The following is a 12,416-nucleotide window of genomic DNA, read 5'->3' as shown; positions in this document are numbered from 1 at the left end:
AGTCTAAATCTTCGGCCTGATACCTGAAGCTAAGCTACTTATCGAACAGAACCCGGGTAGCTGTAGTTCCGGGAAACCGTTGCCCGGTCACCCGGATGGAGGGTTATTGATTTACAGGTGAGTTGGCGCCAGCCGATACCGGTGGGTTATTCTCAACCTCGGCATTTAGGCGATCAAGCGCCTGCTGCGCCTTAAACTCAGCGAAGGCAGCATCCTCGTTTCTAGCGAATATATCCCCAACGGTTTCCAACAGCGCGGCCTTGGGATAGTATACCATCACGAACCAAGTGCCATCCTTCGCAGGATAGTTACTCTTGGTAACTGACTCTTTGAGCTCAATACTGGCAACTTCCTTTGATACTCGTTCAACAAACGAAAGGGTTTGCACGTTGCCATCCGAGCCAGCTTCTTGTGCATAATCCGTGAGCATCGTCTCGACACTAACCGAAATCTGAGTCGCAATATCCGCTCTCGCTCTAGCAAGCGCCGTGGTTCGAGATAAATTTTCGTCCTCCAGCTTTGCCATGCCAAGTCCTACGAACTGATCCTCCAGAGTGGGTGGATTCAAGAAGAAATCAGGATAATCGGTGCTCTTAACCGGACCTTCGGACGTTTTGTCCACTTTGGATGCACAACTTGAGAAACCCAACGACATCATAGCCATCATAGCCATCAGCAATCCGAATCGAATCAAAACTTTCATATACACTCCTAAAAAGACGCATTCAGGCGCCGATTTTCAAACATCAGTATAGCATCTACACCAGAAGTAAATACAATTATCCAATTTCTTTCCTGCATTGTCTATCAATTTGAGTTGCATATCCTCACAGAGACTCATCCGATTCATACGCCAGCTTAACCTATTTGAGGAGATGTCGAATCCTAAATAGGGCAGGGACTATCAGGTAAATAATTCGAGCAAGGTGCTTTGTCTTCGTTGTGCTCTTCCGGAATTTGCATAATCTGGTAGTTCAGATGGTGAAGTAGAGCAGTAAACGGTGCTGAGACTGAACGCATAGATGACCGCCCGGTTAGGGATTTGGCTCTTCACGTAGAATCCTCGTATCTGGCTTCTGGGACGATTCCATTCCATGTTGCACTGCCTGGACATGAACTGAGAAGAATAAACTTTCCAGCTCCAAACTGATATTCACATTCTTGATTATGCAGTTGTCTGTGCTGGAGAGTTCCGTGGAAGTGAAGTTCAATATCCCACGAATGCCATTTGCCAGCAGTCTGTCACGCACTTCCGCAGCAGCGCTGGAGGGCACAGTTAGAAGCGCAATCTTGACATGCTTAGTTTGGATTATCTCATGAAGCTTTTCCATGGAATAAACTGGAATGCCTCCGATATGGGCAGCGGGCGGATTTATATCAAATCCCGAAATAAGCTCAATCCCGTCTCTGTGAAATGATTCGTTATTCAACAAAGCGCGGCCCAGATTGCCACAGCCAACAACTATTGCCTCCCGGGATTCTGTTCCGCCTAAGTTCGCATTTACAAGTTCCAGCATTACCACGATGTTGTAACCCCCACGCCGGTTGCCATGCATTCCAATGCGGGCCAAGTCCTTCCTGACCAGCGTTGCAGCGACTCCTGTTGCATCACCAAGATTGTTGGAGAAAACCCTTTCGAGTCCAAGTGTCCGAAGCTGGCTGAGAACTCTCTTGTATTTTATAAGCCGGAAGATGAAATTCTTATTCATAGCAACTTATTGTGCCAAGTGGGATAATAAATGTCAATATAGGCGATTTTTTACTTAAAATCCGCTATATTTACTGATAAGGTGTTGATAAATATGCAAACTGCCTCCATACTTAAATTTTATCGCATTGCTGGGAGGTTGTATGGTTGCAGGCAAAGGGATAGTTACCAGGAAAGTAGCTTTAAGTGACAATCTAAAAGCGTTCATCGAGAAGTGGCAAGAGCGCCCTGGCAATCTGATTATGATTCTTCACAGGGTTCAGCAGGAGTATCGGTACGTCCCTCGCGAGGTTGCCTTTGAAGTGGCCAGAGTTCTCGATATTCCACTTGCAAAAATTTACGGAATAATAACCTTTTATCACTTCTTCAAGCTGGAGAAACCGGGGGAAATCAATCTCCATGTCTGCACTGGAACCGCTTGCTATATGAAAGGTGCCAACGAACTTATCAGTAAGCTGGAAAACCTTTTGGATGTTCGTGCCGGTGGAACAACCGCGGATGGCAAGTTTTCGATTGAAACCGTCCGTTGTGTTGGCTGCTGTGGACTTGCACCGGTGCTCATGGCCGAAGATGAGGTTTATGGGAAACTGACAACGGAGAAGCTGCAGGGAGTGATATCTCACTACACATGAATAAGCTGCCTGCATTGCTGATACACGCAATCTTTGGAGTTAAGCGCGCCTGGATTGGCGTTGTTGAGGAGTAGAAAATGGCAAAAATAACCTTGGACGCATTCCAGAAATTACGCTCGGAACAGGCAATAGGACGCCGCGAATCCAAGGGTATACATGTAGTTGTCAGCATGGGAACCTGCGGTATTGCTGCAGGCGCAAAAAGAATTCTCAAAACGTTTCTTGATGAAATCCATATGCTGAAGTTGCCCAACGTCGCGATTAAACAGACTGGATGTATGGGTCTCTGCTATGCAGAACCAACTGTCGAGATTCGAATGAAAGATATGCCAAACACCCTCTACGGCAGGGTGGATATCCCTATCGCCAAGAAAATAGTCGAAGAGCACCTGATTGGGCACAGACTGGTAGGCAATCACGTATATGACTATCCCGCCAAGGACATCCTCTGCGAAGGGGAGGACTATTTAAACGAAGCTAAGTTGAAGCAATTTCGCGTGGTACTGCGTAACTGTGGCGTAATCAATCCCGAGGATATCAAGGAATACATTGCCCGGCAAGGCTATGTCGCCTTGAAAAAGGTGTTATTTGAAATGCGCCCGGAAGAGGTGCTGGAGGAACTCAAAATTTCCGGCCTAAGAGGCAGAGGAGGTGCCGGATTTCCAATTTGGCTGAAGTGGAAATTATCGGCAGATGCTGAAGGCGATGAAAAATATGTTATTTGCAATGGAGACGAGGGCGATCCGGGTGCGTATATGGATAGATCTGCTCTGGAGGGAGATCCTCATTCCATCATCGAGGCAATGGCTATTGCCGCAAAAACCGTCGCTTCGAATCAGGGCGTAATTTATGTTCGAGCAGAATACCCGCTTGCCATTGAAAGGCTGGGAATTGCACTGAGTCAGGCGCGGGAAATGGGACTTCTGGGAAAGGATATCTTGGAGAGCGGGTTTGATTTCGATATTGAGATTCGACTTGGGGCCGGCGCGTTTGTCTGTGGAGAAGAAACAGCACTTTTAGCTTCAACTGAGGGAAATCGGGGCATGCCAACACCCAAACCGCCATTTCCGGCAACACATGGGCTTTTTGACAAGCCGACAGTTATCAACAATGTCGAAACCCTGGCAAATATTCCATGCATTATCGAAAAAGGCGGTGCCTGGTTTAAATCCATAGGCACAGAAAAATCCCCGGGCACAAAGGTTTTCGCATTAACAGGCCGAATTGAGAATTCCGGCCTGGTGGAAGTGCCGATGGGAACCACTCTAAGGGAAATAATCTACGATATAGGCGGTGGAATTCGTGATGGAAAAGAATTCAAAGCCGTCCAAACCGGGGGCCCTTCCGGGGGTGTAATAACCAAAGATTTTCTGGATACTCCCATAGATTTCGATTCACTGACAGCCATTGGATCGATGATGGGTTCTGGTGGAATGATTGTTATGGATGAGGGCGATTGCATCGTAGATGTAACTAAATTCTATATGGAATTCTGCGTAGACGAATCCTGTGGTAAATGTTCCCCATGCCGTATCGGCACAAAGCGAATGCATCAAATACTGGACCAAATTACCAAAGGCAATGGGATTCCAGACGATGTCCAGAAACTGCAGAATATTGGACATGCCACTAAGATGGCATCGCTTTGTGGCTTGGGTCAGACATCAGCAAACCCCGTTCTGTCAACATTGCGATATTTCGAAAAAGAGTATCTGGAACATATAAACGAGGGTAAGTGCAGGGCCGCCAGGTGTAAGAACTTGGTAAGCTACACGATTGATGCTGAGAAATGTGTTGGTTGTATGCTCTGCGCAAAGCAGTGCCCGGTGCCATGCATAACCGGTGAACGCAAGAAGCTGCATGTAATCGATCAAAATAGATGCATCAAATGCGGAATCTGTCATGATGTCTGCAAATTTGACGCTGTAATTGTGGCCTGATTCAGGAGAGAGGCAATATGTTAAAGTTCAAAATAAACGGTCAACCTCACGAAGCTGAGCCCGGAACCACCATTCTCAAGGCGGCGAAATCCCTCCAGATTAATATCCCTACCCTTTGTTATCATCCGGATATAGAGCCCTGGGCCGCTTGTGGACTCTGTGTTGTCAAAGTGGAAAACTCGCCAAAAATGGTGCGCTCTTGTACTACTGCGGTCGTGGAAGGTCAGAATTACATAACTCACGACCCTGAACTAATGGAAGTGAGAAAAACGGTAATTGAGCTGATGCAGTCCAATCACCCAAATGAGTGCCTCATCTGCGCTCGCAATGGCTCATGCGAATTCCAGGATATTTCCGAGGATTTCTGTATACGCGAAGCGCCGTTTACCAGGCAATTGAAAGACCTTCCCAAGGATGATTCCACCCCATCGATCGTACTGGATCCTCGCAAGTGTATCAATTGCGGGAGATGCGCTCTGGTGTGTCAGCAATTGCAGGATGTTTGGGCACTGGAGTTTATCAACCGTGGATATGATACGGTAATCCAACCTGCAGGCGGTGTTCTGCTAAACGAAAGCCCATGCATAAAGTGTGGTCAGTGTTCGGCTCACTGCCCTGTAGGTGCCATCTATGAGAAGGATGAAACCGACAAGTTCCTGTCGGCCGTCCGCGATGAGACAAAGCATGTAGCAGTTCAGGTGGCACCGGCCATTCGAGTGGCTATCGGCGAAGCCTTTGGCCTGGAACCAGGCACCCTCATGTCTCAGCAAATCTATACAGCTCTTCGGATGCTTGGCGCCGATGCTGTGTTCAATACTAATTTTGCAGCCGATTTAACAATAATGGAAGAGAGTTTGGAATTCGTTAATCGGCTTACCAGGGGTGACAATCTACCGCAGATAACTTCCTGTTGCCCTGCCTGGACCGATTATATGGAAAAGTATTTCGACGATATGATTCCACATTTCTCTACGGCGAAGAGCCCTATGATGATGCAAGGCGCGGTCACAAAAACATATTACGCCAAGAGGGTTAAGCTAGCCCCCAAGAATATCTACTCGGTTGCAATCATGCCCTGCACCACGAAGAAATATGAGATAAACCGCGATGACAACATGCATGCTTCCGGTTACAACGATGTCGACCTGGTGCTTACAACCCGCGAACTTGCCAGACTTATAAAGCGCGCCGGTATCGACTTCCTGAACATCAAGGATGGGATTGTCGACAGTCCCATCGGGGACTACTCAGGCGCCGGCACTATTTTCGGCGTTACGGGAGGTGTAATGGAAGCCGCTCTCAGGACGGCTCACCATCTGATAACAGGTAAAAATCTTGATAACGTCAACATTCAGGCAGTACGAGGAATGGAAGGCGTTCGAGTGGGCGAAATACTCCTTGGCGATGCAAAACTGAAAGTCGCCGTTGCCCATGGCATGTCCAAAGTTCGTCAAATAATGTCCGAGGTTCGCCTGGCCCGCATGGAAGGCCGAGAATCCCCATATCACTTCATCGAAGTGATGGCGTGCAAGGGTGGTTGCATCGGCGGCGGTGGTCAGCCTTACAACACGGATGAGGAAGTACGTCAGAAACGAATCACGGGGATTTATAGTGATGATGAAAAAAGCGTGGTGCGTTGCTCTCATCAAAATCCTGACATCATACGAATTTACAAGGATTTCCTGGGCGAGCCGCTATCGCGCAGAAGCTACGATTTGCTGCACACCAGATATCAGCCAAGGCCCTTATATCAGAAATAGCTCCCTTATTGAGCTCTAGATTTGCAATCTTGGCGGATTGACCGTCTTACAACTACTTAAAGACAACTACGTATACTAAAGGCATCTAACTAAAACAAACCCTCTTAAGTTAGTGAAGGGAAACTAATTCTTTGTATTATCAGTGTTTACTTGCAAACTTCCCTTGAAAAATCTTGGGGCCCCCCTTATAATATACGGGGGGGTTACCTCCAGATAAACTTCGATACAAGGGGTGAATAGCATGAAAGGACTTGAAGGTACTAAGACACAGAAAAATTTGATGACTGCATTTGCTGGCGAATCGCAGGCTCGTAATCGATACACATACGCGGCCGGGAAGGCCCGAGAAGAGGGTTTAATTCAAATTGCCCTGATTTTTGAAGAAACCTCAAATCAGGAAAGAGAACATGGGAAACGCATTTTTCGGTATATGAGTGGAGGGTCTTCGTTTATTAATGCTGACGCCGAATTCCCCTTTGGCGTAATCGGTTCCACGAGCGAAAATTTGCAGAGTGGTGCCAATGGAGAGAATTACGAATGGACCACCATGTATCCCGGATTTGCACAAATCGCCCGGGAAGAGGGATTTAGTGAAATCGCCTATATTTTCGAAGCCATCGCTGTTGCGGAGAAACAACACGAAAAAAGATATCTCGCATTGAAGAAGAATGTGGATACCGGGATGGTTTTCAAAAGGAATACGAAAGTTGTTTGGCGCTGCATCAACTGTGGCTACCTCTATGAGGGCTTGGAACCACCTGCAAAATGTCCCGCATGTGCGCATCCTCGGGCATATTTTGAAATACTTGGAGAAAACTGGTAGAATATCCGTATGGATATCGAACATGTCCACTAGGCCAGACGGTCTTGATTTGTTAGGCTTCGCCAACTATTCTATGAAATGAAATTTAATCTAAGGAGTGTATATGGCCAAAAAATACGAGGTATATAAATGTGAGGATTGTGCCTGCATCGTGATGCTGATGGATGCTGGCAGCGAAGATTTGCTCTGCTGTGGAAAAAATATGATTCACATGCCGGAGCAGACGGCAGATTCATCGAAGGAAAAGCATGTTCCAATTATAAAAAAGATAGACGGTGGCTTCGAAGTTAAGGTGGGCAGTATTCCTCATCCCATGCTGGAGAATCACTGGATTCAGTGGATTGAGCTAGTGGTAGACGGCCAGAGAATGCTTCGGGAGTTAGGAAGCAGCGATGAACCAAAGGCATATTTCTCCTGCTCGATCGAAAACCCCAAAAAAGTAGCGGCCCGCGAATACTGCAACATCCATGGCCTGTGGAGAGGAGAATAAATGGCAATTTCAAAATCAATGGCAGAGGCCTTGAATAAGCAGTTCAATGAGGAGTTGGGCTCGGCATATCTATATGAATCCATGGCTGCCGATTTCTATTCGAAAAATCTCCCAGGCCTTGCAAACTGGATGACCGCGCAAGCCACTGAGGAGCGTACTCATGCTCAAAAAATTCATCACTATCTCGATGAAAACGATGAGCGTGTTTTTTACGCCGCGCTGTCTGAGCCCCAGGCTGCTTGGGAAACTCCGCTAGAGGCGTTCATGGCTGCTTTAGCGCACGAGAAGTATATTACCAAGTGCATTCACGATTTAGTTCGCAAATCCCGCAAGGAAGATGATATCGCCACGGAAATTTTTCTCAGTTGGTATGTCACAGAACAAATTGAAGAGGAAACGTCCGCACAAAGCATGATCGACAAGCTGAAAATGGTGGGTGGTTATGAAATGGGACTATATCAATTGGATAAGGAAGCTTCCAGAAGAAGGGAGTAGAATACTTAGCTCCAGTAAGCACTAACAGAGGTGATTTATGAAAAAGTACGTATGTGATGTTTGTGGCTATATCTACGATCCAGCCGAAGGCGATGAAGATAACGAGGTCCCCGCCGGAACCGCTTTTGAAGATTTGCCGGAAGATTGGGTTTGTCCTCTTTGTGGCGCGGAAAAATCTGAATTTTCGGAAATGGAAGAGTCGGCTTAGGCATGTGGGGGGTCGCCCAGGCGATCCTTACTCCTTGCCGCAAAATCCCGAAAATCTCCTTCAGAGATGCTTTGGCGGGTCCAGCCCGCGAAGAGCGCGGTATCCCAGCCATTGATCCATAAGGGTGATGGCTGCCATGGCTTCAATAACCGGAACTATTCTGGGACAAATGGTTGGATCATGGCGGCCTTCAATGTTTATATCGACGGTTTCGCCGTCCATATCCCTGGTTGTTTGAGGAAGGCTGATTGAGCTTGCGGGCTTAACGGCGGCTCGAAAAACTATTTCCTGACCAGTGCTTATGCCGCCAATTATTCCACCGGCGTTGTTGCTTCTAAATCCGTTGGAATCCATCTGATCGTTGTGCTCACTGCCCCTCATATTGGCGGCGCGAAATCCAACGCCAATTTCGAAACCGCGCACCGCGCCAATCGAAAGTATGGCCTTGCCCAGATTGGCTTCCAGCTTATCGAAGACGGGATTCCCCAAACCAGGCGGTACACCGTTGATGCGGCATTCTATTACACCGCCGGCGCTGTCGCCAATTTCAATTAGCTCCCTAATTCTTGCTTCCATTTTCTGGGCCGCGATATAATCGGGGGCCCTCATGGGGTTTTTTTCGATATAATCCATGTCAAATATCTCGCAATCAATGCCGGCAGCGCTTTTCACAAAGCCTAAAATCGAGACTCCTTGTTCACTCAGCCATCGCCGTGCGACAGCGCCGGCAGCTACTCGAGCCGCGGTTTCGCGTCCGGACGCCCTGCCGCTACCGCGCCAGTCTCTAAAACCATATCTCTTGAAATAAGTATAATCCGCATGACCGGGGCGAAATTTTTTCACAATTTTGTCGTAGTCCGACGAACGTGCATCACTGTTATGAAGCAGCATGGCCAGCGGTGTTCCGGTGGTCTTACCCTCAAAAACACCGGAGAGTATTCTTACCTCGTCAGCTTCCTTCCTCGGCGTTGTGATATCCGACTGTCCGGGCCTGCGGCGGTCCAATTGTTTTTGAACAGTTTTTTCACTTATTTCCAGCCCTGGAGGAAGTCCATCCACCGTAACGCCGATGCCAACACCGTGAGATTCGCCGAAAGTACTTATTACAAGATAATGGCCAAGGCTATTTCCCGGCATAATGCCCCTCCAATGCAAGCAGCAATCGTTGCGCGTTAAGCTCTGCGGGCGATTCATCCACTTCATGTATCAAATCCGCAAACTTCCTGTATAGGCTATCTCGCCGAGCATAGAGCTCAATAAAATCTTCGTAGGGGTTTTCCTCCGACAGGAAAGCGGGTTTTCCCGACAACTCGATGCGCCGGTAAAGCAATTCACGAGCGGCCAGAAGATATATCCTCGTTCCCCTATCGCCAAGGTATGCCATTGCCTCTGTATTCTCTATGAAGCCTCCGCCAAGGGAAAGAACCACTCCACTCCCAAATAGGCCGGGAATGATTCCTTCGATGAAGAACGCAATTGCCATTGTTTCCAACTTCCTAAATCCATCTCCACCGAGATTTTGCATAGCTTCCCGAACTGAGCCCCATACGCCCATTCCCTCCTTCATTATAAGCTCATCGAGATCGAAAAAATCGTAATTGAGCCTGGCTGCGATGATACTTCCCAAAGTTGTTTTCCCACAGTGTTTTATCCCTCCCATGAGAATCATCCTCATGGGGCCATGATAGAATTTTTACTTAAGAGGCGGAAGAGCCCGGAAATCCGAACTGTTTACTTTGAACCAGGCACTTAGCACTCTCTGCAGTTCCGCCAGGCCCTCTCTCTTGAGAGCCGAGAAGTAATTGCAACTGGCGTCGGGATATAGGGAGCTGAGGTTTTCTCTCGCCTTCTCCAGACTCGCATATCGCTGGCTGGGATTGAGTTTGTCGGACTTATTCAGCAAAACGTGCACCCTTCGTTTTGAAGCGCGGCAGAGAGCCAGCATTGTCCTGTCGGTTTCCCTCAATGGACGACGGACATCCATTACAATAACCAGTCCCAGAAGGCACTTCCGCTCTGTAACATAGCGGGTGATTTCTCTTCTCCATCGCCGCTGCTCACTCTCGCTCGCCTTCGCATATCCGTAACCAGGTAAGTCTACCAGTTTTCTTTGTCTATCAACTCCAAAAATATTGATATGCCTGGTTTTGCCGGGAGCGGAGGATATCCTGGCGAGAGCTTTGCGGCCACATAGAGCATTGAGAACCGAGGATTTACCCGCATTCGACCGGCCGGCAAAGGCCACTTCGAGGCCGTCATCGAATGGCAGGGACGCGTAGCTTGAATATGAGCACAAGAACTGAGCGCTAGCCGACATCTTACGAGTATCCTAATCTATTCATGCAGTTAAGTCGCCCTGAGGCAACTATATCCCCCACATAATTTGCTGTAGAATACAGGTATGGAATCCCGCAATATACAGACAAGCTTTCTGGGTATTCTCACTCTGATTGCCCTGGGTACGGTCCTGCATTTCCTGCAAAGAGTCTTCATACCTCTGGCCTTTGCCGCCCTTGTTTCCCTGATGTCAACACCACTGGTAAATCGACTCACAAAACTGAAGGTTCCAAGGTTCATTGGGATTATCCTGGTGATGTCCGTAGTGTTCATTGTACTCTACGGGGTCGGGAAAATATTCTATTCAAGCCTATACGATTTTGTATCCATTTTTGAAACCTATCAGTCTCGTTTTTCTCAAATCCTTCGCGAGATATGGGCTCGTTTCAAAATTCCCGAGGAGCTTTTCCCCACAATGGGATGGACGCGAAATCTACTCGATCTCATAATTCAGACAACGGACTCCTTCGTCAACTTCGGAACTTCCCTGGGACTGGCGCTCATCTTCATATTACTCATGCAAATTGAGACGCCTCTCTCATGGCGAAAACTGAAACGGGCCTTCCCGCATCATGTGAACGTCAAAGTCGCCAGGACTGTTTCGGATTCATCGAATCAGGTGGCCCGATATCTCATTTTGAAAACCATGCTAAGCGCGGTTACCGGTCTGCTGGTGTGGTTGAGTCTTAGCATTATTGGACAGGATTTGGCGCAATTTTGGGGTTTGATGGCCTTCCTGCTAAACTACATCCCCAGTTTGGGAAGCCTCTTTGTTTTGGTTATCACCATGACTCTGGGCTTTGTGCAGTTCTATCCGGACTGGAATCGAATTATAGCTGTGTGGATTACGATGCCGGCAATTCAAATTGTGATAGGCTCATTAATCGATCCTCAACTCCAGGGGCATCAATTGGATTTGAGCCCCCTGGTGATATTGATTTCACTGATTATTTGGGGATGGATTTGGGGGTTTGCCGGGATGTTCCTGGCTGTCCCTCTGGCGGTAACGTTAAAAATATCTCTTTCGCACATTGAAAGCCTTCGCCCTATTGCCATAATGATGGGCTCCGGACGAATGAGTCGATCTTTCAGAAGGAACTGGAGGAAGCGAGAAAAAAAGAACTAGGAATCCTCGTCAAATATACCCCTTCTATCAGTATTTTTCGCTTCAGTTCCCGTTTCAGTGAACTCCATCTCCTGCTCCAATAAACCATGATCCCCAGCGGGCGTGCTGACATTGAAAGAAATCACAGCCTCGCCTCCCTCCTTGGGGAAAGAATGGGCGAACACCAGATATCCCTTTGCAGGCTTATCGGGGGTCACGTTGAATTTTCTGTCCAGCATCGTCTTACGCATCAGGGACTGCATGAGCACCGCCTCTTCCTGGCTTGCATAACCCCTCCAGTAATTCATTAGGAGTTCGAGACTGGCGGCGGAATTCTTTGTTCCTCCAATCTCCAGGTGAATTTTATCTAACTGAAATAACACCTCAGACTCGACAGTGCTTATCTCGGTTTGAAAAACCACAATGCGTTTTTTTAGAAACTGGGCGGGAAAGTCGATAAATGGATTTCTTATGCTATCGGTGTTTGTTCCGTAGTGCACTTTTAGTTCTTCGCGACTAAGAGGAACTAGTCGGATTGTCAAATCGGCGGACTCAAGTACGAATGATGGCCCAGTCGACACTAGAGGCTTTGAGACGCAGGATGCCAGGAGCAGCAGCATCGACAATGCTTTCATACTCCACCTTATTTCCAAGTCGCTCAATATGTCAAGCAAGTTTCCCGCTTTTCAGCTAAAACAGCCCCACGCGAACCGCGCGGGGCTGTAAATCAACCCAGTACCTAGGAGGATATAACCTAGAATAGAATAGGATATAACCTGGAAGGTCACCTCATATTATTTTTCCAAGTCGCTCAATATGTCAAGCAAGTTCTTCGCTTTTCAGCTAAAAAAACTTTGCGCAAGCCGCGCGGGGCTGTGAGATATTAAATCAACCCAGTACCTAGGAGAATATAACCTA

Annotated in this window: 14 protein-coding genes; 8 read left to right on the top strand and 6 right to left on the bottom strand. The window is 47.7% G+C overall.

Annotated features, from left to right (window positions below):
- Positions 1-103: 103 nt before the first annotated feature.
- Positions 104-703, bottom strand: coding sequence for a hypothetical protein (locus S1OALGB6SA_RS05045; RefSeq protein ID WP_124032748.1), 600 nt, complete (start codon positions 701-703; stop codon positions 104-106).
- 331 nt (positions 704-1,034) lie between these two features.
- Positions 1,035-1,709 (bottom strand): redox-sensing transcriptional repressor Rex, encoded by a 675-nt coding sequence (locus S1OALGB6SA_RS05040; RefSeq protein ID WP_124032747.1) that lies wholly within the window; start codon positions 1,707-1,709, stop codon positions 1,035-1,037.
- A gap of 142 nt (positions 1,710-1,851) precedes the next feature.
- Between S1OALGB6SA_RS05040 and S1OALGB6SA_RS05035 the strand changes: the two genes are divergently transcribed.
- From S1OALGB6SA_RS05035 to rd, 7 genes are all read left to right on the top strand, one after another.
- Complete coding sequence (locus tag S1OALGB6SA_RS05035) at positions 1,852-2,340, top strand: NADH-quinone oxidoreductase subunit NuoE family protein (RefSeq protein WP_052080349.1); 489 nt, start codon at positions 1,852-1,854, stop codon at positions 2,338-2,340.
- 77 nt (positions 2,341-2,417) lie between these two features.
- Positions 2,418-4,280 (top strand): NADH-quinone oxidoreductase subunit NuoF, encoded by a 1,863-nt coding sequence (locus S1OALGB6SA_RS05030; RefSeq protein ID WP_124032746.1) that lies wholly within the window; start codon positions 2,418-2,420, stop codon positions 4,278-4,280.
- Positions 4,281-4,297: 17 nt separating this feature from the next.
- Positions 4,298-6,040, top strand: a complete 1,743-nt coding sequence (locus S1OALGB6SA_RS05025; protein ID WP_037564947.1) for an NADH-dependent [FeFe] hydrogenase, group A6 — start codon at positions 4,298-4,300, stop codon at positions 6,038-6,040.
- Positions 6,041-6,281: 241 nt separating this feature from the next.
- Positions 6,282-6,863 (top strand): rubrerythrin, encoded by a 582-nt coding sequence (rbr, locus tag S1OALGB6SA_RS05020; RefSeq protein ID WP_037564949.1) that lies wholly within the window; start codon positions 6,282-6,284, stop codon positions 6,861-6,863.
- Positions 6,864-6,966: 103 nt separating this feature from the next.
- On the top strand, positions 6,967-7,353 hold the full coding sequence (locus S1OALGB6SA_RS05015; RefSeq protein WP_037564951.1) for a desulfoferrodoxin: 387 nt from the start codon (positions 6,967-6,969) through the stop codon (positions 7,351-7,353).
- Positions 7,354-7,848 (top strand): ferritin, encoded by a 495-nt coding sequence (locus S1OALGB6SA_RS05010; protein WP_037564953.1) that lies wholly within the window; start codon positions 7,354-7,356, stop codon positions 7,846-7,848.
- Between the two features lie 37 nt (positions 7,849-7,885).
- Positions 7,886-8,056: a rubredoxin gene (gene rd, locus S1OALGB6SA_RS05005; RefSeq protein WP_077067656.1), complete on the top strand. Its 171-nt coding sequence runs from the start codon at positions 7,886-7,888 to the stop codon at positions 8,054-8,056.
- A 60-nt stretch (positions 8,057-8,116) separates the two neighbouring features.
- On the opposite strand, the gene aroC is transcribed toward rd, so the two are convergent.
- The 3 genes from aroC to yihA are packed head-to-tail and all read right to left on the bottom strand — an operon-like array spanning position 8,117 to position 10,373.
- Positions 8,117-9,193: a chorismate synthase gene (gene aroC, locus S1OALGB6SA_RS05000; protein WP_037564955.1), complete on the bottom strand. Its 1,077-nt coding sequence runs from the start codon at positions 9,191-9,193 to the stop codon at positions 8,117-8,119.
- Complete coding sequence (locus S1OALGB6SA_RS04995; RefSeq protein ID WP_037564957.1) at positions 9,180-9,716, bottom strand: shikimate kinase; 537 nt, start codon at positions 9,714-9,716, stop codon at positions 9,180-9,182. Before S1OALGB6SA_RS04995 ends, aroC begins: the two co-directional genes overlap by 14 nt.
- Before the next feature lie 33 nt (positions 9,717-9,749).
- Complete coding sequence (gene yihA / locus S1OALGB6SA_RS04990; RefSeq protein ID WP_052080350.1) at positions 9,750-10,373, bottom strand: ribosome biogenesis GTP-binding protein YihA/YsxC; 624 nt, start codon at positions 10,371-10,373, stop codon at positions 9,750-9,752.
- Between the two features lie 84 nt (positions 10,374-10,457).
- Here yihA and S1OALGB6SA_RS04985 point away from each other — a divergent pair, with 84 nt between their 5' ends.
- Entirely contained in the window at positions 10,458-11,519 is a 1,062-nt protein-coding gene (locus tag S1OALGB6SA_RS04985) for an AI-2E family transporter (RefSeq protein WP_037564959.1), read from the top strand.
- On the opposite strand, the gene S1OALGB6SA_RS04980 is transcribed toward S1OALGB6SA_RS04985, so the two are convergent.
- Positions 11,516-12,133: a hypothetical protein gene (locus S1OALGB6SA_RS04980; protein ID WP_037564961.1), complete on the bottom strand. Its 618-nt coding sequence runs from the start codon at positions 12,131-12,133 to the stop codon at positions 11,516-11,518. The two genes, S1OALGB6SA_RS04985 and S1OALGB6SA_RS04980, sit on opposite strands and share 4 nt — an antisense overlap.
- Positions 12,134-12,416: the final 283 nt, after the last annotated feature.

Origin of the sequence: Olavius algarvensis spirochete endosymbiont (assembly GCA_900608495.1) — a bacterium.
In the GTDB taxonomy this organism is placed as follows: Bacteria; Spirochaetota; Spirochaetia; order DSM-2461; family DSM-2461; genus UBA2779.
Note: the sequence above shows the minus strand (reverse complement) of the source record. Positions and strands in the feature narration are given on the sequence as shown.

Excerpts from the sequence above, each read along its gene's own strand:
- S1OALGB6SA_RS05010 (WP_037564953.1), top strand. The coding sequence starts at position 7,354 with ATGGCAATTTCAAAATCAATGGCAGAGGCCTTGAATAAGCAGTTCAAT.
- S1OALGB6SA_RS04985 (WP_037564959.1), top strand. The coding sequence starts at position 10,458 with ATGGAATCCCGCAATATACAGACAAGCTTTCTGGGTATTCTCACTCTG.
- S1OALGB6SA_RS05045 (WP_124032748.1), bottom strand. The coding sequence starts at position 703 with ATGAAAGTTTTGATTCGATTCGGATTGCTGATGGCTATGATGGCTATG.
- S1OALGB6SA_RS05035 (WP_052080349.1), top strand. The coding sequence starts at position 1,852 with ATGGTTGCAGGCAAAGGGATAGTTACCAGGAAAGTAGCTTTAAGTGAC.
- S1OALGB6SA_RS05040 (WP_124032747.1), bottom strand. The coding sequence starts at position 1,709 with ATGAATAAGAATTTCATCTTCCGGCTTATAAAATACAAGAGAGTTCTC.
- yihA (WP_052080350.1), bottom strand. The coding sequence starts at position 10,373 with ATGTCGGCTAGCGCTCAGTTCTTGTGCTCATATTCAAGCTACGCGTCC.
- rd (WP_077067656.1), top strand. The coding sequence starts at position 7,886 with ATGAAAAAGTACGTATGTGATGTTTGTGGCTATATCTACGATCCAGCC.
- aroC (WP_037564955.1), bottom strand. The coding sequence starts at position 9,193 with ATGCCGGGAAATAGCCTTGGCCATTATCTTGTAATAAGTACTTTCGGC.
- rbr (WP_037564949.1), top strand. The coding sequence starts at position 6,282 with ATGAAAGGACTTGAAGGTACTAAGACACAGAAAAATTTGATGACTGCA.
- S1OALGB6SA_RS04995 (WP_037564957.1), bottom strand. The coding sequence starts at position 9,716 with ATGGGAGGGATAAAACACTGTGGGAAAACAACTTTGGGAAGTATCATC.
- S1OALGB6SA_RS05015 (WP_037564951.1), top strand. The coding sequence starts at position 6,967 with ATGGCCAAAAAATACGAGGTATATAAATGTGAGGATTGTGCCTGCATC.
- S1OALGB6SA_RS04980 (WP_037564961.1), bottom strand. The coding sequence starts at position 12,133 with ATGAAAGCATTGTCGATGCTGCTGCTCCTGGCATCCTGCGTCTCAAAG.
- S1OALGB6SA_RS05025 (WP_037564947.1), top strand. The coding sequence starts at position 4,298 with ATGTTAAAGTTCAAAATAAACGGTCAACCTCACGAAGCTGAGCCCGGA.
- S1OALGB6SA_RS05030 (WP_124032746.1), top strand. The coding sequence starts at position 2,418 with ATGGCAAAAATAACCTTGGACGCATTCCAGAAATTACGCTCGGAACAG.